This is a genomic window from Paraprevotella xylaniphila YIT 11841, assembly GCF_000205165.1.
Lineage (GTDB): Bacteria > Bacteroidota > Bacteroidia > Bacteroidales > Bacteroidaceae > Paraprevotella > Paraprevotella xylaniphila.
In genome coordinates, this window is sequence record NZ_GL883826.1 from 1 (window position 1) to 21,767 (window position 21,767).

Annotated in this window: 16 protein-coding genes, 2 tRNA genes and 1 pseudogene; 13 read left to right on the plus strand and 6 right to left on the minus strand. The window is 46.3% G+C overall.

What is annotated here, in order from left to right:
• Positions 1-239 precede the first annotated feature (239 nt).
• The 3 genes and pseudogenes from HMPREF9442_RS15600 to HMPREF9442_RS03515 all read right to left on the minus strand — a co-directional run.
• Positions 240-539 (minus strand): annotated as a pseudogene (locus HMPREF9442_RS15600) (ATP-binding protein); the annotation flags it as partial.
• A 160-nt stretch (positions 540-699) separates the two neighbouring features.
• On the minus strand, positions 700-2,361 hold the full coding sequence (locus HMPREF9442_RS03510) for an IS1182 family transposase (RefSeq protein WP_008625461.1): 1,662 nt from the start codon (positions 2,359-2,361) through the stop codon (positions 700-702).
• A gap of 144 nt (positions 2,362-2,505) precedes the next feature.
• Positions 2,506-2,578: transfer RNA gene (locus HMPREF9442_RS03515), tRNA-Phe, on the minus strand.
• A 123-nt stretch (positions 2,579-2,701) separates the two neighbouring features.
• Here HMPREF9442_RS03515 and HMPREF9442_RS03520 point away from each other — a divergent pair.
• Positions 2,702-2,774: transfer RNA gene (locus tag HMPREF9442_RS03520), tRNA-Pro, on the plus strand.
• A gap of 46 nt (positions 2,775-2,820) precedes the next feature.
• On the opposite strand, the gene HMPREF9442_RS03525 is transcribed toward HMPREF9442_RS03520, so the two are convergent.
• Both HMPREF9442_RS03525 and ung read right to left on the minus strand, forming a co-directional pair.
• Positions 2,821-4,731 (minus strand): TonB-dependent receptor, encoded by a 1,911-nt coding sequence (locus HMPREF9442_RS03525; protein ID WP_040602576.1) that lies wholly within the window; start codon positions 4,729-4,731, stop codon positions 2,821-2,823.
• A gap of 164 nt (positions 4,732-4,895) precedes the next feature.
• Positions 4,896-5,558, minus strand: coding sequence for a uracil-DNA glycosylase (gene ung, locus HMPREF9442_RS03530; RefSeq protein ID WP_008625463.1), 663 nt, complete (start codon positions 5,556-5,558; stop codon positions 4,896-4,898).
• 182 nt (positions 5,559-5,740) lie between these two features.
• Here ung and HMPREF9442_RS03535 point away from each other — a divergent pair, with 182 nt between their 5' ends.
• The gene (locus HMPREF9442_RS03535) at positions 5,741-7,864 is read left to right on the plus strand and encodes a KamA family radical SAM protein (RefSeq protein WP_008625467.1); all 2,124 of its coding nucleotides are present in this window, start codon (positions 5,741-5,743) and stop codon (positions 7,862-7,864) included.
• 319 nt (positions 7,865-8,183) lie between these two features.
• On the opposite strand, the gene HMPREF9442_RS03545 is transcribed toward HMPREF9442_RS03535, so the two are convergent.
• On the minus strand, positions 8,184-9,548 hold the full coding sequence (locus tag HMPREF9442_RS03545) for a TrpB-like pyridoxal phosphate-dependent enzyme (RefSeq protein ID WP_087944066.1): 1,365 nt from the start codon (positions 9,546-9,548) through the stop codon (positions 8,184-8,186).
• Positions 9,549-9,869: 321 nt separating this feature from the next.
• On the opposite strand from HMPREF9442_RS03545, the gene HMPREF9442_RS03550 reads away from it, so the two are divergent.
• The 11 genes from HMPREF9442_RS03550 (at position 9,870) to HMPREF9442_RS03595 (ending at position 21,767) form a co-directional block, all read left to right on the plus strand.
• Positions 9,870-11,090 carry a site-specific integrase gene (locus tag HMPREF9442_RS03550; RefSeq protein WP_007855984.1) on the plus strand — a complete coding sequence of 407 codons (1,221 nt, stop codon included), beginning with the start codon at positions 9,870-9,872 and terminating at the stop codon, positions 11,088-11,090.
• A gap of 12 nt (positions 11,091-11,102) precedes the next feature.
• Positions 11,103-11,480, plus strand: a complete 378-nt coding sequence (locus HMPREF9442_RS03555) for a hypothetical protein (protein ID WP_007855985.1) — start codon at positions 11,103-11,105, stop codon at positions 11,478-11,480.
• 268 nt (positions 11,481-11,748) lie between these two features.
• Positions 11,749-12,990, plus strand: coding sequence for a primase-helicase family protein (locus HMPREF9442_RS03560; protein WP_007855986.1), 1,242 nt, complete (start codon positions 11,749-11,751; stop codon positions 12,988-12,990).
• Positions 12,991-13,241: 251 nt separating this feature from the next.
• Positions 13,242-14,213, plus strand: a complete 972-nt coding sequence (locus HMPREF9442_RS03565) for a DUF8464 domain-containing protein (RefSeq protein WP_007855988.1) — start codon at positions 13,242-13,244, stop codon at positions 14,211-14,213.
• 266 nt (positions 14,214-14,479) lie between these two features.
• Positions 14,480-15,787 (plus strand): MobV family relaxase, encoded by a 1,308-nt coding sequence (mobV, locus tag HMPREF9442_RS03570; protein ID WP_007855989.1) that lies wholly within the window; start codon positions 14,480-14,482, stop codon positions 15,785-15,787.
• 310 nt (positions 15,788-16,097) lie between these two features.
• Positions 16,098-16,676: a hypothetical protein gene (locus HMPREF9442_RS03575; protein ID WP_007855990.1), complete on the plus strand. Its 579-nt coding sequence runs from the start codon at positions 16,098-16,100 to the stop codon at positions 16,674-16,676.
• 90 nt (positions 16,677-16,766) lie between these two features.
• A complete protein-coding gene (locus HMPREF9442_RS03580) occupies positions 16,767-17,426 on the plus strand; it encodes a hypothetical protein (protein ID WP_007855991.1) in 660 nt (219 codons plus the stop codon).
• A 14-nt stretch (positions 17,427-17,440) separates the two neighbouring features.
• On the plus strand, positions 17,441-20,056 hold the full coding sequence (locus tag HMPREF9442_RS03585; RefSeq protein ID WP_007855998.1) for a UvrD-helicase domain-containing protein: 2,616 nt from the start codon (positions 17,441-17,443) through the stop codon (positions 20,054-20,056).
• Positions 20,057-20,295: 239 nt separating this feature from the next.
• Positions 20,296-20,421: a hypothetical protein gene (locus HMPREF9442_RS16855; RefSeq protein ID WP_008625489.1), complete on the plus strand. Its 126-nt coding sequence runs from the start codon at positions 20,296-20,298 to the stop codon at positions 20,419-20,421.
• 112 nt (positions 20,422-20,533) lie between these two features.
• Complete coding sequence (locus HMPREF9442_RS03590; RefSeq protein ID WP_008625490.1) at positions 20,534-21,010, plus strand: arginine repressor; 477 nt, start codon at positions 20,534-20,536, stop codon at positions 21,008-21,010.
• 106 nt (positions 21,011-21,116) lie between these two features.
• Positions 21,117-21,767 (plus strand): hypothetical protein, encoded by a 651-nt coding sequence (locus tag HMPREF9442_RS03595; protein ID WP_008625491.1) that lies wholly within the window; start codon positions 21,117-21,119, stop codon positions 21,765-21,767.

Consider the following 21,767-nt stretch of genomic DNA (forward strand, 5'->3'; position numbering starts at 1 on the left):
CGGCCCATGCCGGGCGGGGGAACGGGTTTTATTCCCCGGGGGCTTCTGAAGGGAAAGCTTTATCTTTTACGTCTCCGAATTGTGCCCTGGTTTGTCACGTTGGTATAATACCAGTTAGATACCGAGTGGAAAAGCCACGCAACTTTGACCCTTTTGGGCAATCAGGATTTGCCCACCTTTGGCTACAATATGATTGACCCTTTAAAGTCCTGGTATTGGGGCAATATTATTTTACCCTTTTAAAATTTCTCGTTTTTCTTAGACCTTAACTTTCTCATACTTTCACCATATAACTTTATGGTATGGGCTGTATGTATGATGCGGTCAAGGATTGCATCGGCTATTGTCGGTTCACCTACCATGTCATACCAGTTGGAGGACGGGTACTGCGATGTGATGATGACGGATTTCCGTTCATGCCTGTCCTCGATGATTTCAAGCAGTATGGGACGCTCCTTGGCGTCAAGCGGTACAATGAACAGGTCGTCAAGGATGAGTAACTGGCAGCGTTCAATCTTCTTGAGTTCCGTTTCAAGTGTACTGGAAAAACCACAGCGTGTTGCCCCCGTACGCCAAACGTCGTTGACCCTCGCGGCGATTTAATCATTGACCCTTTTGTCTAAAATAAGAAAAAGAAGTTGTGTCAAAACGTTGGCACGACCTCTTTTATATTTTAAGTTCTGCTATATTTTCTTTTGGCTATGCTGCTTTTTCCTCATGCATTTGGCAACAAGTTGCTATATTCCAATTATCTCGTGTTATAAATAGTCCCATAAACATATATTTGGCAACTGTAATGATCCCCTTTCCTTCTTTTATCAGTTTAGCACACATTTTTTTGATATTAAAGGCTATGGCAAAGAAAGCAAAGTCCATTGTAACCTTGTCTTTTCCCACATGCCGGAATCTTCTGTATGCCATGTTGTATTTCATTTGTCCAAACACAGCCGCCGGTTCTATACACCTCCTGCCTCTACGCTTGATACCTTCTTCTGAGAGCAACCTTTCCCGTGCCTGCCGTTTGTATTGATTTAATCGGTGGTTGACTTCTATAATACGGTTCCCCCGGGCTTTAAAACAACTGCCACGCAAAGGGCAACCTTCGCATCTTTTTGCTTTATACCGGGCACTTTCGGTGATGTATCCGCTCGCTGTCTTGTCACGTTTGGTTCCTATACGGTTCATGTGCTGTCCCATAGGACAAACGTAATAATCCTCCCCCTCATTGTAATGGAGACTTTCGGCATGGAACGGGTTGGGAGTATAACGGGGACGCTGTTCTTTATGGAAGTAATTGTACTTGATGAAGGCTTCTATCCCATTCTCCTGCATGAACCGGTAATTTTCTTCCGAACCGTAACCGGAGTCTGCCACACAGATATTCGGTAAACGGTTATAGCGGTACTGGAAAGAGTGGAAAAAAGGTATGAGGGTCAGTGTATCGGTAGGGTTGGGAAACAGACGGAAGTCCGTGATGAATTGGTTTTCAGTACCTATTTGCAGATTATATCCGGGTTTGGTCTGCCCGTTCTTCATGGCATCTTCTTTCATGCGCATGAATGTGGCACCAGGATCGGTCTTGGAATAGGAGTTACGTTCTCCAAGGGTATCAAGGTGATTGTCGTATTCTATCAGCTTGTCACGATACCCTTCAAGTTCCCTGGCCTGCTTCTTCTTTTCGCGCAGGGCTTCCTTTTCTTCCTTATCCTTTGTTGCAGGTTGGCGTTCCAGGGCTTCTTTAAGTTCATCCACTATGTCAGAGAGCCTGCAGGGAGTAAACTCCAGGGATGTGTCTTTTATAGAGTTCTCCTGTGCAATGGCTTCATCCACCTGCTCCAAGAGAATACGGATTTTATCCATTAGTCTCGTACGGTTCCGTTCGACTCTCTTGCGCCAGACAAAAGTATATTTGTTGGCTTTGGATTCAATCTTTGTCCCGTCGATATACTCCACATCAAGGCTGATGAAACCTTTATCGGAAAGGACAAGAACCAACTGGGTAAATACATTATTTATTTCCTCCTTTACACGGTTACGAAAACGGTTGATCGTGATAAAATCCGGATGCTCATTACCGGCAAGCCAAATATAATGAATGTCACGAAGGAGGTGCTTCTCTATTTTACGGCAAGAGTGGATATTATTCATATAGGCGTAGATTATCACCTTAAGCATCATTTTAGGATGATAAGGACAACGGCCCGTTTCCTTATAAAGCTTCTTGAAACTCTCAAGATTGAGATTGTCAATAACTGCATTCACGATGCGGACTGGGTCGTTCGCAGCTATGTTTTCATCAATTCTTTGTGGAAAAAGAACGGTTTGGTTGGGAATGTAAGGACGAAAATGTAACTTTGCCATAACGAAAAACTTTATGCCTAAAGATACGAATACTTTGGGTAATAACAAAGCCCGGGCTTGAGAAAGTCTGGGCTTTGCGCATAAAAAAAGGCTGTGTCAGAGTTTTGACACAACCTCTTTACTGTATTTTGCTTTTCTTTGAAGTGGTGCCACCAGGAATCGAACCGGGGACACAAGGATTTTCAGTCCTTTGCTCTACCAACTGAGCTATGGCACCGACTTACTTCGGTTTTGCGAGTGCAAAGGTAAGGCAAAAAGAGGTTCAAACAAAATATTCCAAGAAAAAACTACGAATATTTTTTTTGTTTCAGAAAAAAACTCTATCTTTGCACTCGCAAAACGGAAAGTAGCGCAGTTGGTAGCGCACTACGTTCGGGACGTAGGGGTCGGGCGTTCGAATCGCCTCTTTCCGACATGAAGGCTTAATTCGTATAGGATTAAGCCTTTTTTGTTGATTTCCTAAAAGCTGAAATTGACACCTCCCATAAAAGTGGCTTTGGGCATCGGGTAGCCGGATATGATTTCGTAACGTTGCGCTAGTAAGTTTTCTCCACGAAGCCAAAGGGCAAGGTTGCGAGTGGCCTGGAACATTCCGCGAATATTCCACAAAACAAAATTTTCTGAGGTCTCATCGCCTTTCCCGTTTACCTTCACGTTCGTATAAAGACCTTGTATATATTGTACGCCGGAGGACAACAGCCATTTCTTTTTTGAAAAGGAAATGCCGACATATAACTTGTTTTCCGGTGCCGTTACGACAGGATGTTCCATGTGCAGGTAACTGTAGTTGGCGTCGGCCGACCATGTTTTGGATATACGGTATGCCATTTGTATTTCAAATCCGGCATTCTTGATTTTTCCCGTATTTACGTTCATCATGCGATGGTCAATGGAAGCCGTGGTAATCATGTTTTTACCGTTGATGTAGAAAAGGTTGAAGCCATAGGACAGGCGATTGTCAAGCAACCGTTGGTTGAATGCAAGTTCATAGTTCCACATGCTTTCTGCTTTCAAATCCGGGTTGGCTGTTCCCCACATGAACATTTCGCGGATGAGCGGATAACGGAAACCTTTGCTGGCTGTAAGTTTGATTTCAGCGTTTTTCGGAACTTGAAAGGCCAGGCCAGTTTGCGGAATCCATTCGGTTCCCGCCTGACCATGGTGGTCTATGCGGAGGCCGGCATTCCACGTCATCCACGAGCCGATTCTCTGGCGAAAGTCTATATAACCGGCGATTTCATTATGTTGCTTGTCTACGATGTCCTTACGTTCTCCTTTTTGCGGACCTTCTACGAACTTGTTCCATGCTTCTCCGCCAAAGTGGTACCAGTCTATTCCGGCGGTCAGCAGGTTGCCTCGGAAAAGCTGTGAATTTTGATACCACGATACCCCCATCATATTGTCACGGGAGTGGAAACGGTAAGGCAATGGGCTTTCTCCTTCGCTCGGGGCATAGCCGTCATTGATTTTATGACGTCCCCAGTTGTAGAAAAAACTCAATCTCCCGGAAGTCTTTTCATAATGGTTCTCCAAAGCGAAAGACGTCATTCCCCGCGTGATGTTTTGGTCGGCGTCCAGTAACGGTTGGCTGACTTCACCCGGTTGTGAAGCATTAAAGTGGGTGATGTTCACGTCCGCTTCGGCTTTCCACTTTGAGGACAGCTCATATCCGAGTTTGGCATACCCGCCATATTGCTCGAAACCCATGTCTGCACGGTGTCCGTCGGTACGATTGTACGATCCGCTGACGATGTTGGTGAATCGTCCTTTACGGATACGGTTGGTGGCTTCCGTTTGGAGCGTGTTGTAGGAACCGTAACCGACGTGGGCATGGGTGCTTATGCCTTCTGTCTGCATTTTCCTGGTGATGATATTAATGACTCCTCCCATCGCATTCGAACCGTATAAAACAGAAGCCGGGCCACGCAGTATTTCCACCTTCTCGGCCATTAAGGACTGGTAGGCATCAGCTATGGGATGCCCCATTAAACCCATGTACTGAGGATGTCCGTCTATCAAGACCATCAGCCTGCCGGAGCTTCCGCTGATGCCTCTCAAATTTATTTCTCCGGCAGCTCCGCCCGATACGCCGTATCCCATGATTCCGCGCGAGGAGACGAAAAGCCCCGGAACTTGCTCCGTCAGTATCGGAAGCAGCGAGGGCGTGTTGGCCTGTTCTATTTGTTTACGGTCTATGACGGAAACCGTAGCAGGGAGTTGTGCGGCATCGGTCTCATTTCGCGTGCCTGTCACTACGACTTCGTCCAAGGAACGGTCCTTTGGGGCGTTGCCCGTTTCTATTTGTGCTGCTGCGAATGGGGAATATAACATTCCTCCGGCTAGCAGGGATATGGCGAATGGCCTTTTCATAACTTTTTGATTTTTAGATGAAGCAAAGTTAACCGGAACTATTGGATAATGTATTACCTCAGCCACGGATAGAACAACCATTTTTACCTTGTGGGATATGGTTTTGTCGTTTTGCTGAGGAGCGTATATATGCGGAGCGGATGGTCGTGGACGCATATACGCTCTTACCAGTCTATTTCTTGAATCCCGTTGCTTTTTAAATAGGCATTGGCTTTGCTGAAGTGCTTGCAGCCTAAAAAGCCATGTTCGGCAGAACGCGGTGAGGGATGTGCGGCTTCCAATATCAGATGTTTTTTCCCGTCAATCAGGTTCTTTTTGGCTTTTGCATAGTTTCCCCATAGCATGAAAACCAGATGTTCCCGTTCCTCGCTGAGCTTGCGGATGACGGCATCGGTGAACGTTTCCCATCCTACGTTGCGGTGGGAACCGGTTTTGTATGCCCTTACCGTCAGTACGGAGTTCAAGGAGAACACGCCCTGTTCGACCCAACGGTCTAAGTTGCCGGAAGCCGGGACGGGTTTTCCTAAATCCTGATGGATTTCCTGGAAGATGTTGGCTAAAGAGCCGGGGATGGGGATTCCGTCCGGGACGGAAAAGCAGACGCCATAATATTGCCCGGGAGTGGGGTAAGGGTCTTGCCCGAGTATGACAACCTTCACCTTTTCGAAAGGACAGGCATTAAAAATGTAAAAGATACGGGAACCCGGAGGCAGCACGTGGGCACGGGCGTATTCGTTCCGCACGAAAGCGGTGAGCCTCTCGAAATAAGGCTTGTCGAACTCTTCCTGCAAGCGTAGCCGCCAACTTTCTTCAATTTTCACTTTCATAGTACGATGTGAGTTTGCTTGTTTCGGGCAAAGATAAGCAAAAATGTGTGTTTTCCTTGGTTTGTTTTTTAAAAAGAATGAAAATGATTCCATACGTTTTGCCAATGTGCCCTTTTTCCGTTAAATTAGAAGAATGAAACGGTTGTTTCGTTTTTTGTGTGTAACCCTAAAATAGAATATGTATGAAGCAAAAGAATAAAGCGGTTACCCTGCATGAGGTCAGGCTGTTATTCGAAAATAAATTTCCAGAATTGCTCGCCGGGGCTGTAGACAGCCCGGACGAGGCCTCTTTCCGTCAAAAGATAGACGCTTATTTGTCGGATGCGTCGTGGAATGCGGAAGGGGTGCGGGTGGTAAGGCGTTTGTTGGAGTATGACGGCCGGGTCGTTCATGAACTTTCGGTCGGGGAAGACGTGAAGGTGGAGACCCTTGACTTGTTGTGGCGTTTCTTGTCCGGACGTATGGAGGGAGAGGAGATTTCTCCGGATTTTGCGCTCGAATTGTACCACCAGTTTTCCAGATTGCATGCCGCCCCTTCCGGCGTGCCGGAGAAAGAGGATGTGCTCCGGTGGATGCGTCGTTGGCCGGACGGGCTGAATGAACAGGTGAGGGCCATCCGTGAGGCGAACAAAGAGAGGATTATGGCGTTGTTGGTCCGGAAGATAGAACATCGTCCGGCTTCTTCCGGACGCTATGTGTTTCCGGAAGGGTGTGGCGAGGCGGAAAAGCTCGGATGGGTGCGCCAGTGGTGGGGCGAAGCCCGTTTCCATTTGTCTATGGCCGTAAAAAGCGCCGCCGAACTGAACCGGATGTTGGGCGGTACGCTTTCTGGCGAGACGATGCGCGTTTACCAACAGGCGCAGGAAAAAGGGATTCCCGTTTTTGTTACGCCTTATTACCTTTCCTTGTTGAATCCTACCGGGAAAGGCTACGACGACGCGGCCATCCGCAGCTATGTCATTTATTCGTCCCGCCTGGTCGAGACGTTCGGTGGCATCCGCGCATGGGAACGTGAGGACATCGTCGAGGAAGGCAAGCCGAACGTGGCCGGTTGGTTGCTGCCCGGCGGGCATAACATCCACCGCCGTTATCCCGAAGTGGCCATCTTAATCCCCGACACGATGGGGCGCGCTTGCGGAGGCTTGTGCGCTTCCTGCCAACGGATGTACGACTTCCAAAGCCGGAGGCTGAACTTCGAGCTGGAGAAATTGAAGCCGAAAGAAAATTGGAACACCCGCCTGCGGAAGCTGATGGACTATTTCGAACACGACACGCAGATACGCGACATCCTGATAACGGGAGGAGACGCGCTGATGAGCCGCAATGCCACGTTGCGCAACATCCTGGATGCCGTCTGCAAGATGGCCGTCCGCAAACGGCAGGCTAACCTGTCCCGTCCCGATGGAGAGAAGTATGCGGAATTGCAACGTGTCCGTCTGGGGACGCGTTTGCCGGTGTACTTGCCGATGCGTGTGGACGACGAACTGTTGGACATCCTGCGCGATTTCAGGCAGAAAGCCGCAGAGGCGGGCATCACCCAACTTTTCGTGCAGACGCATTTCCAGTCGCCTTTGGAGGTCACGCCCGAGTCGCGGGAGGCCATCCGGAGGATACTGTCTACCGGATGGGCGGTCACGAACCAGTTGGTCTACAACGTGGCGGCTTCGCGCCGGGGGCATACGGCAAAACTGCGGAAGGTGCTGAACAGCCTGGGTGTGATTTGTTATTACACGTTCACCGTGAAAGGCTTTGAGGAGAATTATGAGGTCTTCGCCCCGAATGCCCGTTCCTTGCAGGAAAGTGCCGAGGAGAAAGCATGGGGGCGTCTGGCACCGGAGGCTGAGCACGACTTTCTGGAAAGCCTGGGCGGCGCACCGGACAAGGCCGTGGCCGTCCGGCAGTTTTGTGCCGCGCACGACGTGCCTTTCCTGGCTACGGATCGTAGTGTGCTCAATCTGCCCGGCATCGGCAAAAGCATGTCTTTCGCTTTGGTGGGAGTGGACGCCAAGGGACGCCGCATCTTGCGGTTCGACCACGACCGCACCCGTAGGCACAGCCCGATAATCGACCGTGTCCGCGAAGTGTATATCCGGGAGAACAAGCCGGTCTACCGTTACTTGTTGCAGTTGCAGGACATGGGAGAAGATATGGGTGAGTATGAAACGCTTTGGGCATATACCGAAGGCGAGACCGAGCGTCGCTTCCCGTTTTTTGAATATCCGGTTCCGGATTTCAGCGTGACGGGCCGTTATACGAATCTGGATGTGGGGGAAGACGAAGTCCGGGACCTCCGGCCTGACAGGTAAGCAACCTCATTTTGTTCGAATCTTTTATTCTTTCGCGTATGGATGCCTAACTTGTTGTAAATCTGCGCGAAAGATACTGCGAAATCAATCTCCGTAGATTTGAAAATCAATCTCAGCCGAACGATTTTTCGTTCGGCTGAGATTGATTTCTCGTTCTGCGCCAAATGATTTTGCAGCTTCCTGAGACCCCGTTTTGTCCGACTTTAATACTTTGGCTTCGTGCCTGTAAACAAGCGTCCATGCCTCTTCGCCTTCGTAATCGGAAGGGCGAAAGGGCATGGACGCTTGATATGTTGCCGGATAGGCCGGATTCGTTGGTTTACAAATCCTTAATCTCATCCAGATTATGCTGGATGTCTTCGTCTTTCAGTTCGTAGTTGGTCAGGTTTCCGGCCAGGTACTGGTCGTAAGCGGCCATATCTATGAGGCCGTGTCCGGACAGGTTGAACAGGATGACTTTTTCTTCCCCGCTTTCCTTGCACGCCTTGGCTTCGTTGATGGCGGCAGCGATGGCATGACAGGATTCCGGTGCCGGAATGATGCCTTCGGCCTTGGCGAACAGGCAGCCCGCGTCGAAGGATTCCAGTTGCTGGATGTCGGTGGCCTCCATCAGTCCGTCTTTCAGGAGTTGGGAGACGATGACGCCCGCGCCGTGGTAACGCAGTCCACCCGCATGGATGTTGGCCGGAGCGAAGTTGTGTCCCAGGGTGAACATCGGCAGGAGGGGAGTGTAGCCCGCTTCGTCTCCGAAGTCGTATTGGAAATGTCCGCGCGTCAGTTTCGGGCACGATGCCGGTTCGGCTGCGATGTAACGTGTCTTTTTCCCTTCCTTGATGCTATGGCGCATGAACGGGAAACAGATGCCGCCGAAGTTGGAACCGCCGCCGAAACAGCCGATGATGATGTCCGGATATTCACCGGCCATTTCCATCTGTTTCTCGGCTTCCAGGCCGATGATGGTCTGATGCAGGGTGACGTGGCTCAATACTGACCCGAGCGTGTATTTGCAATTCGGGGTCGTGCGTGCCAGTTCGATGGCTTCCGAGATGGCCGTACCCAAAGAACCTTGATAGTTCGGGTTCTTGGTCAGGATGTCCTTGCCCGCACGGGTGGACATGGAGGGAGAAGCGGTGACTTGCGCGCCGAACGTCTGCATGATGCTGCGGCGGTAGGGCTTCTGCTCGTAACTGATTTTGACTTGGTAGACAGCCGCTTCCAGCCCGAACACCTTGGCGGCGTAGGAGAGGGCCGCTCCCCATTGGCCCGCGCCGGTTTCTGTCGTCACGTTCGTCACGCCCTCCTTCTTGCAGTAGTAAGCTTGTGCCAATGCCGAGTTCAGTTTGTGCGAGCCGATGGGGCTGACGCTTTCGTTCTTGAAGTATATATGGGCCGGTGTCCCCAAAGCCTCTTCCAATCCGTAGGCTCTTACGAGCGGTGTGCTCCGGTAGTATTTGTACATTTCGCGCACTTCCTCGGGAATCTCTATCCACGCGTCCGTCTGGTTCAGTTCCTGACGGCTCAGTTCTTCCGCAAAAATCGGATACAGGTCTTCCGGTTTCAACGGCTGCTTGGTGGCCGGATTGAGTGGCGGCATGGGTTTGTTCACCATGTCGGCCTGGATGTTATACCAATAGCGAGGGATGTCCTCTTCTGCCAGGAAATATCTTTTTTTCTTTTCCATAATGCTTGTTGTATTCGATGTGTTTATTGAATTTCTTGTTCTTTAGTTGCAAACTTACTAAAAATCTCTGGAATAACCTCGAAAAACGGGTGAAATGACGCTAAACGACTTAATATCAGAGTTGTTACGGTGTCAAATGATGACAAGCCGAAAAAGCGGAAAACGCAAAGAAAAGCGGATTTAAGAAGAAGAATGGTTTGCAAATCATTACCCGTGAAAGAGTAAGATTTAACATATGGGAGATGCTATTGCACCGTTTGTCACCGATTTGCATATCAAGGTCTAACTCGTTGATATTTAACTTTGCAAACAAAAAAAACGAGTATGGCAAGAAGTACATTCAAAGTGCTGTTCTACGTGAACGGCAGCAAGGAGAAAGACGGTATTGTCCCCATCATGGGACGAGTGACAATCAACGGTACTGTGGCGCAGTTCAGCTGCAAGCAGACCATCCCGAAAACCCTTTGGGATGCGAAAGGCAACCGAGCCAAAGGCAAGAGTGCCGAAGCACGGAACGTCAATCTGGCATTGGACAACATCAAGGCGCAAATCATCAAGCACTATCAGCGCATATCCGACCGAGAGGCATACGTAACGGCTGAAATGGTGCGCAATGCCTACCAAGGGGTAGGAAGCGAGTATGAGACACTGATAAAGGCTTTTGACAAGGATTGCGCCAACTTCCTGAAACGTGTCGGTAAAGACCGCAGCATCGGCACGTACAAGGTCATGGTAAGGGCAAGGAACTATGTCGCAGCCTTTATCAAGTCATTCTACAGACGGACGGACATGTCCATGCTGGAACTTACACCCGACTTCATCAAGGAGTTTGCGGCTTATCTTACGGCTGAACGGGGACTGAAAAACGCCACCATCTGGCTGAACTGCATGTGGCTGAAAGGGGTGGTCATGCGTGCGCACTATAACGGACTGATACCGAGAAATCCGTTTGCGCAGTTCCATATCAGCCCGAATGTTAAGGAACGGGAGTATCTGACAGAGGACGAAATCAAAAGAATCATGGCGCACGAGTTTGACAACCCCACCCTCGCATTGGTGCGGGATCTGTTTATTTTCGCCTGTTTCACCGCCTTGTCTTTCGTGGATATGAAAGAACTCACAACGGATGAAATAGTGGAGGTGAATGGTGAGAAATGGATATTGTCGAAACGGCACAAGACAAATGTCCCGTTCCAAGTGAAGCTGCTGGATATTCCCTTGCAGATAATCGAACGGTACAAGTATCTGTCGGAAGACAAGCTGGTTTTCGGGAAAATCAACTATTGGACGATGTGCAAACAGCTGAAAAAGGTAATGGCGGAATGCGGAATAGAGAAGCAAATCTCCTACCATTGCGCTCGTCATACGTTTGGAACACTGGCTCTTAGCAAGGGGATGCCCATTGAAAGCGTGAGCCGTGTTCTGGGACACACGAACATTGTCACGACTCAAATCTATGCGAAGATAACCACGCAGAAACTTGACAATGACCTGACGATGTTCGGCAACAAGCTGAACGCATCGTTCGGAAGTGTAACCCCATAACCAAGCATAGCCATGAAACGAAGCATCATAACAACAGACGGTAACATCATCATGCCGACCGACATTAGCGCAACCGCCATGAGCGAATGGGAACTTTGCGACCTGTTCGGAGTAACCGCCCCGACATTCCGTGCAGGGCTGAAGGCTCTTTGCAAGAGCGGAGTTTTAAGGGAATACGGGATAAGGCGAAGCATACGGGTATCCGATAATTGCTGTATGGAGGTTTACAACCTTGAAGCGATAGTTACCCTCGCTTTCCATATCGGCACATTCGGAGCGGAACGGGTACGCAATGCCGTTCTTGAAATACTGTACCTGCGAAAAGAGAAAACAAGCATCTTCTTCTCGCTGAATACCAACGGTATATCCAAATCCGAATACTTCTCGTAGCTGAATGCCTGACATAATTCACTCGGTAAGTCAGTAATTCATTAAGTCAGTACGACAGACGCTCTGATTTTTTCTCCCGAAAAGCGTAATCCGACATTCGCTTTTCGGGAGTTTTCCGTTTGCACAACCCGTTTCCTGTCCCAAACCATTGAAAGTTTTTGTTTCGGGGGCTATTTGTCACCATTCTGCCGTGTTTTGCATAACAACCTATCCGATAATTGATTATATTTTTGCAGCTGGTAATTTTCAAACTTAAAACCATTTGATTATGTCAGCTATCGAACAACAGGACAGCCACAGACCGCCATCGGATGGCGGCATGGCAAAGGAAGAGTTTATCCGAGTGGGGACAACGCTCTATAAGATTGTGGAGCAGCCCAAACTGAACGGAGGGTATATAAGGAAACGCATCGCATGGAACAACGAGACCCTGCGACAGGATTACGGCAAGGATTACATCGGCAGAGTTCCCAAGTATGACGGCTTCTGCACAGTACCCGAACACATCGGCTACCGTTCCGTGGTCGGCAAGTTCCTTAACCTCTACGAACCGATAGACCACCGACCGCAGGAGGGCGATTTATCGCATATCCAATCTTTGGTACGGCACATCTTCGGGGAACAGTACGAGTTGGGGATGGACTATCTGCAACTGCTCTACCTGCAACCAATTCAGAAGTTGCCTATCCTGCTGTTGGTGTCGGAAGAACGCAACACGGGCAAAAGCACCTTCCTGAACTTTCTGAAAGCCCTTTTTCAGAACAATGTGACTTTCAACACCAACGAGGATTTCCGCAGCCAGTTCAATTCCGACTGGGCTGGCAAGCTCCTTATCGTGGTGGATGAGGTGCTGCTCAACCGCAGGGAGGATAGCGAGCGGTTGAAGAACCTCAGCACCACACTTTCCTATAAGGTGGAAGCCAAAGGCAAAGACCGTGATGAGATTGCGTTCTTCGCCAAATTCGTGCTGTGTTCCAACAACGAGCATCTGCCCGTAATCATAGACGCAGGGGAAACACGCTATTGGGTGCGCAAGATAGACCGCTTGCAGTCCGATGATACCGACTTCCTGCAAAAGCTGAAAGCGGAGATACCCGCCTTTCTCCATTTCCTGCAACACAGAAAACTGTCCACCGAAAAGGAAAGCCGGATGTGGTTCAACCCCACATTGCTGCATACAGAAGCCTTGCAGAAGATTATCCGTAGCAACCGCAATCGGCTGGAGATAGAGATGTCGGAACTGCTGCTTGACATTATGGTTGCAATGGATGTGGATAGCGTTTCATTCTGCCTTAACGACCTTGTCGTACTGCTGGTGCACTCGCAGGTAAAGGCGGAAAAGCACCAAGTGCGTAAGGTGGTGCAGGAGTGCTGGAAACTGACACCTGCACCAAACGGGCTTACCTACACCACCTATCAGGGCAATTACAACAGAAGTTGTCACTATGAGCCGATAAAGAGGGTGGGACGCTTCTACACCGTCACAAGGAAGCAACTCGAATCCCTGTAATACTATCATTTTTCTGTTGAATTGTTGAATATGGGTATAAATACACTGACAATAAACGATATACATTCTCAACAAAATCTCAACAAGCCAAAAGAGAAGTTGAGAGACCACCGACACCCGTTTGTGGATTTCTCTTTTGGCGAGCGGTTTGTTGAGAAGATGTTGAGAGGTTACGAGGCTGTATATAAACATATTACATTGACAATTCATCAAATCAACAAATTTTCATCAACTTCAAAACCGTATGTAATATGACAATCCAAGATGTAAAGCAAATCAAACTGGCAGACTATCTGCAAAGTCTGGGCTATACGCCTGTAAAGCAACAAGGCAGGAATCTGTGGTACAAATCACCGTTACGGGAAGAAACGGACGCATCGTTCAAGGTAAACACCGAGCTTGAAAAATGGTATGACTTCGGCATCGGCAAAGGCGGAAACATCCTCGCATTGGCAGCGGAACTCTACCGTTCGGAAGATGTAGCCTATCTGTTGAGACGCATAGAGGAGCGGACAGCATACATCCGCCCTGCATCGTTCTCTTTTGGCAGACAGCATTCCGACAATCGTACTTATCAGGGATTAAAGGTTGGAGAATTGTCCTCCCCTGCTCTTATAGCCTATCTGCAAGAAAGGGGAATAAACATCGGACTTGCCAAAAGAGAATGCAGGGAGCTTCGGTTTATGAATGCCGACAAACCCTATTTTGCCATCGGCTTTCCGAACATGGCAGGAGGATATGAAGTGCGCAACAGATACTTCAAGGGATGTGTCGCCCCGAAAGATATCACCCATATCCGACAGCAGGGCGGACAACGATGTATGTGTTACCTGTTCGAGGGGTTCATGGATTACCTTTCATTCCTTACCATCCGAGTAGAAAACAATCCGCAACACCCGCGATTGGACACACAGGACTATATCATATTGAACTCCGTTTCCAATCTTGCAAAAGCGGAAAGCATATTGGAGACCTACACCCAAGTCGGCTGTTTCCTTGACAACGACACGGCAGGACGGAACACTTGCAAGAAGCTGAAAGAGAAGTTTGGGGAACGGCTGCTTGACAAGTCAATGTACTATCGTGAGTATAAGGACTTGAACGACTACCTGTGCGGTAAGCCCTTGTCCCAATCGGCAGAGCCGATAAAGGAGAAGAAGCAAGTCCAATCCGCAAGGCGGATGATGCAGCCACCGAAAAAGAAAGGGGGATTTCATCTGTAATGTGCTCGTCTGCTTTCCGAAAGGTATTTAGACAGAAATACCATAGCTCAATAGGGCGTTTTCTTCACGCATTACTCCGTAACGCTAAAAACACCCTATCGAGCCAAAGGGAAATCCCTTTGGAAACCCTGTGCAAACGAGAGCAGAAGCCAAACTCGTTTGGATTATGCCGAGTGCAGCAAGGGTTCATTTGCATAATAAACCCTGTGAGCCGATGCCACAGGCAGAGAGAAGAAACATAACGATAACCGCAAAATAGAAATAAAATGGGATATTTTTCATTGGACATTAAGAAAGCAAAGGGTACATCGGACACCACTCAGTCCGACCATATAGAGAGAAAGATAATACCTAAAAACGCAGACCCGACAAGGACACATCTGAACAGGGTGCTTGTCGAATACCCCGATGGCGTTCACGGCAGGGATGAAGCGATTGCCCACAGACTGAACACGGCAGGCATCAGACGGAAAATCACACACGACCAAGTCCGTGTCGTTCGGGTGGTTTTGTCGGGTACGCACGAGGACATGATGAACATACAGGAAAAAGGAGAACTCGATGAATGGTGCAACGACAGCATCCAATGGCTGCAAGCCACATTCGGCAAAGACAATGTGGTTGCCGCACATCTGCACATGGACGAGAAGACTCCGCACATCCACGCAGCCGTTGTTCCCATCGTGACGGGTGAAAGGCGCAAAGCCAAGAAAGAGCAAACGGACGGTAAGCGCAAGTACCGCAAGAAAACAAATTCCGTCCGCTTGTGTGCCGATGACCTGTTCAACCGCCAGACCTTGGTCGCCTACCACGACAATTACGCAAGGGTGATGGCGAAATACGGATTGCAGCGTGGGGTACGGGGTTCGGAAGCACGGCACACCACCACCATGCAGTATTATAGGGACTTGAAAAAGAAGAATGAAGTCCTCGAAACTGAAACCAGACTGTTGCAGGAGAAGAAAGCCGAGGCGCAGGAGGAACTGAAGCAGGTGAAAGCGGAAATCCGTACCGACAAGCTCAAAAACGCAGCCACCGATACGGCAACCGCCCTTGCAAGCAGTGTGGGCTCTCTTTTCGGAAGTGGAAAGATGAAATCGTTGGAGCGCAGGAACGAGGATTTGCAAGACCGCATCCTTGAACTTGAAAACGAAGCCCGACAACGGGAACGGCAACAAGCCAAGCAGATACAGGAGATAAGAAACGCTTACGAGCAACAGCACCGCAAGCTGTCGGAGTTTGCGGATTTTGTCAGACGCTACTTTCCATATGTGGAGAAGCTGATGCCTATAATAAACTTCCTGCGTGACCGATTGAAGTTCAATGACGGAATAATCAGAAGACTGTGCGAGTTCAAGGAGGTCGGGATAAAAGGCGAACTCTATTCTTCCGAATTTAACCGAAGTTTTGATACCCGACACTCCGTCTGCTCTATCAAACAGGATGAAAACGGTAAATTCGATTTCAAGATAGACGGGGTTTCTCACGTGAACTGGTTCAGAAAGAAGATGAATGAGTTTAGAGAAGCCATCGGAATACCGAAGCCAAGACAGAATAGAAGTATGAAACTGTAAATCAAAAAAATCCGTGATAGTAGAATGGTATATCACGGATTTTTCATACTTTTGTATTGGATTGAGGCTACTCTTTCCAAAACATATTAGAATTAAGAAGAAGCGTTATGCTTATCTTGTACTTGAAAACGTAGGAAATTTTCAATTAGATGCAAGGATAGCATAGTGGTTCTCACGCATATAGCGTGGGCTACTATTGTTACATCTGCATCTATGGTTTCCTACGACCTTCAAGTAAGAGTGTGGCTTTGTAGTTCACGCTTTTTCGTAGGTTGGACTAAAATGTTTATTAAATATAATACAACAAATTATGAAGAAGTTGATTGTATCATTCGCATTTGTTTTAATTGCTTTGACATCGTATGCTCAAAGTAGTTCCGAACACCTTACCTTTAAGGGAATTCCCATTGAGGGAAGTATGACTGAATTTTGTCAGAAGTTAAAAGCTAAAGGATTCACTTCTATTGGCAGTGAAAACAATCTTGCATTGTTTATGGGAGACTTTACAGGTCGTAATGCAACTATAGGTGTAACAGCTACAGATGATGGGAAAAGTGTATTTGCCGTAGCTGTGTTGTTTGACCCAAGTGGTGAATGGAATACGCTTGTTAATACTTATAACTATTATAAAGATTTATACACCCGAAAATATGGCAATCCGACTATTTCAAAAGAGAAGAACCCTGCCCATTCGGATTCCAATACAGCTTTAATGGCAGAAGTTCATCAAGGAACTGTTGTTTGGGGTAGTGCTTGGGAGGTAACAGGAGGAAACATTGAATTATCGATAGAAAAAACTTCTGGTATTTATGAGGGTATGGTAATGATTCGTTATCGTGATTCTCAAAATGTAGAAACTAAAATTCAAAAAGATTTAGAGGATATTTAGTATCCAATGTATGCGACTTATTCAAAATGTATCTGGTACATGAATAAGAAATACAATCCGTTAATTGTCAAATAATAACATAACAGAATTATGAAAAAGCTTTTCGTATTATTCGCTTTAATGGTTATAGCTTTTACATCATATGCTCAAGTCTATAAAATGTATAAGACTCGGAACTATCATAATCAACTTCGCTTAAATACAATGACAGGCGAAGTACAACAAATTCAAGATGATGGTCAGTCTTGGGAAATTTGTAGTGCGAGAGAAATTTTAGGAGATAAAGAAGGACGATTTCGCCTTTATGAAACACAGAATATGTGGACATTCATAATGCTTGATACATATACAGGTAAGAATTGGCAAGTCCAGTTTAGTGTCAAGGGTGAGGATTACATGTTTGCTGCACCAATCAACATATTTTCTCTTGCATATCCTGAGAAGTCGTCAAATTGGACTAATAGATTTCAGATGTTTGCCACTGACAACATGTGGACATTTATATTGTTGGACTCATATAATGGACGACTATGGCAAGTTCAATATAGTACACAAGATTTAGACAACCTATTTTGTATTCCTATAAATAAATACGAATTAGTAGAAAATAACGAAAGGTGTATATTCTCTATTCAGCCACTGACAAGTATGTATCAATACTATCTTATAAACGATAATACAGGTGATATGTGGAAATTTCAGTGGAGTACTAAGGGGGATGATTATAGATGGATTGAAAGATTCAGATAAATATTACTTCCAATATGCAGCCATTGTTCATTTGGGTAATTTGTATAATTGCTATTTCGGTTATTGTAATAGCGATGGTACGAACACGCCTAAAAAACAAATCCAAAGAGCTTGCAGAAAAGCTAAACCATATATCTGCATATAGCGAGAAATCAAATTATGAGCAAGCAAAAGAGAGATTATCGGCTCTTAAGGAGGGGGCGTTTATAGATATTCCCTCAGACTTAAATAATGGCTTTTATGGCAGGGTAATCTCCGCAACGCAAGAAAAAGATTTCATCAATCATTATAAGGTACATTTCCAAGAGGCATATTCACTTCTGAAGAAACTTAAAGCCTTTAACATCACTCCATCAGAAACCATATCCAAATTCATTAACGACTTTGGAAGAATCAACAAACTTGTAAAACAACATAATGATGGTGTTATAACCTTTCTACTTGACACGCACAGGGACTTTTTCGACCATTGCCTAAAATACCCATTAGACAAGCAACAAAGACGCTCAATTGTTTCAGAAGAGGATAATTGTTTAGTAGTCAGCAGTGCAGGTAGTGGTAAAACCTCTTCAATTGTCGGTAAGGTTAAATATCTCACCGAAATCAAGGGTATAGCACCTGAAAGAATTTTACTTATCAGTTATACCAACAAAGCAGCAGCCGAACTAACCGAAAGAATGGCGACCAATGGATTGAAAGGTTACACATTCCATAAGTTAGCCATTGATATTATAGGCAAAACGACAGGTACAAAACCATCTATTTGCGACAATACAGATTCATTGTTTGTAGATATATATCACAAATTGTTAGATAAATCGTCTTTCAAGAAAAGTATAGTGGAATACTTTATTGATTACCAAACGAATGAAGCTGATTGGGAACAACGCAAGAATGAAAGACGGGAGCAATTATCAGGACTAAAGAATGTGCAGCTAAAGGCGATGTTCCCCGATATGGACGGCAGAGCCATATATGTGAGAAGTGAACAAGAACAAAAAATATGTTTTGCTTTGTCCTCGCTGGGAGTGAAATTCAGATATGAAGAACCATACGAACATCAATTAGCAGATGAGATGCACTCACAATATCGTCCCGACTTCTCAATATATTTTAAGCAAGGAGGAGTAACCAAACGCATCTATCTTGAACATTTCGGAGTTGATGAACACGGGCTTGTTCCTGCTTGGTTCGCAAAAGATAAGGGTATAACCTACGAAGAAGCCAATCAGAAATACAATGATGGTATAACTTGGAAGAAAACTGCTCACGAGAAATTTGGCACACAACTTTTAGTAACATCAAGTGCAGATTTCCATTATTCTGATATTAGGGATAAACTCCGTAAACTATTAGCTGAAGCAGGTGTACCAATTCAAGAAAAGACCGATGAGGAGTTATACGATTTAGTACTACCCAAAGGCAGCAAGCAGGAAAAGGCGTTTATACGACTTGTTGTTACTTTCGTTACATTGGTAAAATCAAGTTGTAAATCAGTTAAAGAGGTTTTAAAACAAGCCAAAAATGCAGATGATGAACGAAGTGTGTTTATCATCAAGAATATATTTCAACCTGTATATGAACGCTACATAAATGCGTTAAGCGATAGTAACCAAATTGATTTTACCGATGCTATTCTTCAAGCCACTGAGATATGTCGTACTTCACACCCTGTTGAATATGATTATATCATAGTGGATGAGTTTCAAGATATATCTGTTGACCGTTACAACTTCTTGAAAGTATTGCGAGAGGGTAATCCTCCTGCAAAGTTGTATTGTGTGGGTGATGATTGGCAGTCTATTTATCGTTTTTCGGGAAGTGATATGGCTCTATTCAATCAATTCCCCGAATATTTTGGAGCAACGGAGATAAACAAGATTGAAACTACATACAGGTTTGGAGAGCCTTTGGTTTCTTTATCGTCGAACTTTATACAACGCAATAAAGCCCAAATACAAAAGAATATCCATTCGTTCAGCTCAGAAATGAGAACCGAGTTGGAATTCTATGCTTATGATAGACGAGATTACTGCAATACGATAGGGCAACTTGTGGCTTCTATTCCATCGGATAAATCAATATTCCTATTGGGGCGTTACTCTTTTGATGATTACTACCTCTCTTTTATGTACCAATCAATTAAAGAGGGTAATAGATTCTACTATGTGATAGGAGGACGAAAAATAGAGTTTTTAACCGTACATAAGTCAAAAGGTCTTGAAGCGAATTATGTAATACTCTTACAATGCAATAAAGATACATACGGTTTCCCATCACAGGTGAGTGACGACCCTGTGCTTAACTATGTGCTCACTAAGAGCGACCAATTCCCATACGGAGAAGAAAGAAGATTATTCTATGTTGCAATAACAAGGGCTAAGATAAAAACGCTTGTATTATACGATAAGCGTTTCCCGTCTGTATTTGTGGATGAATTCTTGCACCCCGAAAAGGTGTCAGAAGAAAGCTATGTAAAGCACCCTAACGCCAATAAAAGATGGACAAGAAGTGCAGACCAATTTTTATTGAAACTGCACAATGAAGGTAAGAGTGTCAAATATATTGCAAACAAAATGGGTAGAAGTCAAACTTCGATTGTAATGCGATTAAACAAACTAAAAAAATAGTCGAACTTTTTCTTTGATGTACCTTGTGTACATCGGACTATTCTATTATTTTTGTACACAGAAACGAGTTACTTGAAAGCAATTCAAGGTAGAACGCAGCAGATTGTACCGTTGCCAAGTCATTACCTCAAAAACGGGTAATTATCCCAAAGTCCTTTGTATAAGGTACTAACAGAAGTTTTCCAGAATTACGCAAAAAGTTTGGAATATATGACGATTTGCAGGAAAATATGTAGGACATGCTTGATAAAAGTATTGGAAGTATGGTCGTGGCATACGGTATGGGGGTGGCGTGTGATGGTGTGGTCGTGTTGCATAAATATGCAGGAAAATCCGGGTCATTCAACTCTTCTTTCTTTTGGTAATAAGCGGAATATGATTTGTTTTGAATAAAAATAAGAAAATATCTGTATATTATGCATGCGGTGAGGCTTAAAATACATATCTTTGCATCGAAGTAATAAAGGATAGGGATTTATGAGGAATAAGGACAGCCGTTTGGAAGCCATTAAGATGGTCGTGTCTGCACAGGATATTTCAAGCCAAGAGGAATTGTTGCACGAGTTGAAAAAGATGGGTTTCATACTGACTCAGGCTACGCTTTCCCGTGATTTGAAACAACTGAAAGTGGCCAAGGCGACGAATGCCTCTGGTAAATATGTATATGTATTGCCGGCTTCGCCTCTTTACAGAAGGGTCTCGGATACTCACCTGACCGCTTCTGCCGTACATCAGGCCGGTGCTTTGTCCGTGAAATTTTCAGGTAATCTGGCTGTGGTTCATACTTTGCCCGGTCATGCAAGTCATATCGCATACGATATAGACAACAAAAGGTTTGAAGAAATATTGGGGACATTGGCCGGAGACGATACCATCATACTGGTGTTAGCAGAAGGAGTTTCCTCCGAACTGGCCCTGCGGCGGTTGGCCGAAGTGATTCCCGACATACAATGAATATAAAGAACGTAGAAAATCGCGAGTAAGCGAGCGCAGACGGAGCTTGCTCCAGGTCTGCCGAGCGGGAGCGGTTTATGTAAACAGTATATAGTTTAAGAAAGAAGTGGAATACAACGATGGAATCAGAGTGGTTGTGGCAGATGCCAGCCACGAAAAGTATGTAGATGTTATTCTTGCGACCATAACGGATTCTGCGAAAAAGAGAGGCTCCGGGATAGCTTCCCGTACGCATGAATATCTGGCCACGAAGATGAAGGAACGCAAGGCGGTCATAGCTTTGGCCGGTGAAGGCGATGAAGAGGAGTTTGCCGGGTTCTGTTATATCGAAAGTTGGGGAAATAAGGAGTATGTGGCCAATTCGGGACTGATTGTCGTAGAGAAGTTCCGGCGTCATCATCTGGCTACCCGTATCAAGCAGACGGCCTTCACGCTTTCGCGCCTGCGGTGGCCCCATGCCAAATTGTTCGGGTTGACGAGCCAGAGTGCCGTGATGAAGATCAATACGGCGTTGGGTTACGTGCCGGTCACTTTTGCCGAGCTGACGGACGACGAGGCGTATTGGAAAGGTTGCGGCACGCCGGAGCATCCGTGTTGCGTCAATTATGACATCCTGCAGCGCACAGGGCGGCGGTATTGCGTGTGTACGGCCATGTTGTATGACCCTGCCGCGCATCCGAACGAGAAACTTCCGGTGGAACTGCCGGAGGATGTGGTGAAGATGGCCCGCGAGGCGGCTGCAAAAAATCTGCGTTAA

Bases quoted from the DNA above. Each gene is read 5' to 3' on its own strand.
- HMPREF9442_RS03580 (WP_007855991.1), top strand. From the start codon at position 16,767: ATGAAAAAGCTTTTCGTATTATTCGCTTTAATGGTTATAGCTTTTACA.
- HMPREF9442_RS03560 (WP_007855986.1), top strand. From the start codon at position 11,749: ATGTCAGCTATCGAACAACAGGACAGCCACAGACCGCCATCGGATGGC.
- HMPREF9442_RS03565 (WP_007855988.1), top strand. From the start codon at position 13,242: ATGACAATCCAAGATGTAAAGCAAATCAAACTGGCAGACTATCTGCAA.
- HMPREF9442_RS03510 (WP_008625461.1), bottom strand. From the start codon at position 2,361: ATGGCAAAGTTACATTTTCGTCCTTACATTCCCAACCAAACCGTTCTT.
- HMPREF9442_RS03550 (WP_007855984.1), top strand. From the start codon at position 9,870: ATGGCAAGAAGTACATTCAAAGTGCTGTTCTACGTGAACGGCAGCAAG.
- HMPREF9442_RS03590 (WP_008625490.1), top strand. From the start codon at position 20,534: ATGAGGAATAAGGACAGCCGTTTGGAAGCCATTAAGATGGTCGTGTCT.
- HMPREF9442_RS03585 (WP_007855998.1), top strand. From the start codon at position 17,441: ATGCAGCCATTGTTCATTTGGGTAATTTGTATAATTGCTATTTCGGTT.
- HMPREF9442_RS16855 (WP_008625489.1), top strand. From the start codon at position 20,296: ATGCTTGATAAAAGTATTGGAAGTATGGTCGTGGCATACGGTATGGGG.
- HMPREF9442_RS03525 (WP_040602576.1), bottom strand. From the start codon at position 4,731: ATGAAAAGGCCATTCGCCATATCCCTGCTAGCCGGAGGAATGTTATAT.
- HMPREF9442_RS03555 (WP_007855985.1), top strand. From the start codon at position 11,103: ATGAAACGAAGCATCATAACAACAGACGGTAACATCATCATGCCGACC.
- ung (WP_008625463.1), bottom strand. From the start codon at position 5,558: ATGAAAGTGAAAATTGAAGAAAGTTGGCGGCTACGCTTGCAGGAAGAG.
- mobV (WP_007855989.1), top strand. From the start codon at position 14,480: ATGGGATATTTTTCATTGGACATTAAGAAAGCAAAGGGTACATCGGAC.
- HMPREF9442_RS03535 (WP_008625467.1), top strand. From the start codon at position 5,741: ATGAAGCAAAAGAATAAAGCGGTTACCCTGCATGAGGTCAGGCTGTTA.
- HMPREF9442_RS03575 (WP_007855990.1), top strand. From the start codon at position 16,098: ATGAAGAAGTTGATTGTATCATTCGCATTTGTTTTAATTGCTTTGACA.